This window comes from Acinetobacter sp. 228 (genome assembly GCF_048147885.1).
Genome location: NZ_JAYWYV010000213.1, coordinates 1 through 1,520 on the forward strand (window position 1 = coordinate 1; position 1,520 = coordinate 1,520).

Here is a 1,520-nt window from a genome sequence, read left to right on the forward strand (position 1 = left end):
TTAATTTTAGGTACCGCACGTTCAAGCAATTTAGCAGCCCAATGCACCACATTTAGGTCAGTGTACAAAATGGTTTCAACACCCGGTTTTTGTACTTTAATAACGACATCTTCACCAGTAGTTAATTTAGCCGCATGAACCTGAGCAATTGAGGCAGAAGCTAGTGGTGTTTCATCGATATAACTAAAAATCTGGCTTAAATCACGCCCTTCAAACTCAGACGCAAGTACACCTTGAATATAGCTAAAAGGTAAAGTTGGGGTCTGGTCTAAACAGCCTTGGAATTCTTCTACATACTCACGTGGGAATAGCGATGGGGTACTCGCGATAAACTGACCAAGCTTAATATATGTTGAACCAAGCGACTCAAAAGTCTCACGCATGAGTTTGGCATTACTTGGCTTATCAGTTGCATACTTAATACCGGCTTTAGCCGCAACTACTGCGGTTTCACCGATGCGGGCAACGGAGCGCAATCCATCAAATAAAATATTTTTTTTCATATTTCTTTAAAACCAGAATATTCAAATCAAGTGTAGCAAATTTTGGTTTATTTGCTGATTAGCTTGCCTGACAAAGTGGACAATTTATGTCTTTATCAAAACTAACAATGCGTTGCGTCATATTTAACCCATCCCAAAGTAACAGTTTTTGTTTTAGCGGCGTTCTGTTTAGTCCTAAATACAATAAAGTGTGATGTACTTGTAATGACGCGATCATTACAGGTGTGGTCGCAAGCACACCAGATTCCGCACATCGCAGCCCTTCATTGGCATGTTGTTCTTTTGGGAACAAACATTCATAACAAGCTGAATCACCTTCGACCATAAACATTTGCGCCTGAAAGCCAATTGCAGAAGCACTAATTAATGCGACCTGATGCTTTTTACAAGCTGCATTCACTAAATAACGCGTTGTAAAGTTATCACAGCCATCTAAAACGACGTCTTGATGTTCAACTAGTTTATCAATGTTATGTTCGTCTAAACGTTCGTTAAAGTATTCAACACAGATATAAGGGTTAATTTTCTGTAACCGTTTAGCTAAAACTTCAGCTTTATAACGTCCAATATCTTCATGACCAAATGCGATTTGACGTTGTAAATTACTTATCTCAATGGTATCTGCATCAATGAGGGTAATTTTCCCGACTCCTGCTCGTGCAAGTAGTTCCGCGCTACTACAGCCTATTCCGCCAGCACCGACAATCAATACATTGGCCAGTTTAAGTTTTTCCTGAGCTTCAATATCCCATCCATCAAGTAAAATCTGACGGCTATAGAGATGCATTTCTTCATCACTTAACTCTACAAAATCGATATCTTGAAGCTCGGTCACACGTTAATCCTTTCACTTAGAAACCAAGTGATTTTATGACTAAGTTCGTCATTAGGAAAGCTATAAAATGGAAACAACTTTTTTATTCAGTTAATCCCCTATTACATTACTTCTCACATGCTTTCTGCAACAATAGAGCTCTCCCTTTTCTGTATTACTTAGGCTAAATATGTCCCAATCAT

Annotated in this window: 2 protein-coding genes; both read right to left on the reverse strand. The window is 38.8% G+C overall.

Annotated features, from left to right (window positions below):
• The coding region (locus VXQ92_RS17475; RefSeq protein ID WP_416682673.1) for an AarF/UbiB family protein at positions 1-503 on the reverse strand (503 nt) is incomplete at its 3' end.
• Positions 504-561: 58 nt separating this feature from the next.
• Positions 562-1,338: a HesA/MoeB/ThiF family protein gene (locus tag VXQ92_RS17480; protein ID WP_416682674.1), complete on the reverse strand. Its 777-nt coding sequence runs from the start codon at positions 1,336-1,338 to the stop codon at positions 562-564.
• Between the last annotated feature and the right edge of the window lie 182 nt (positions 1,339-1,520).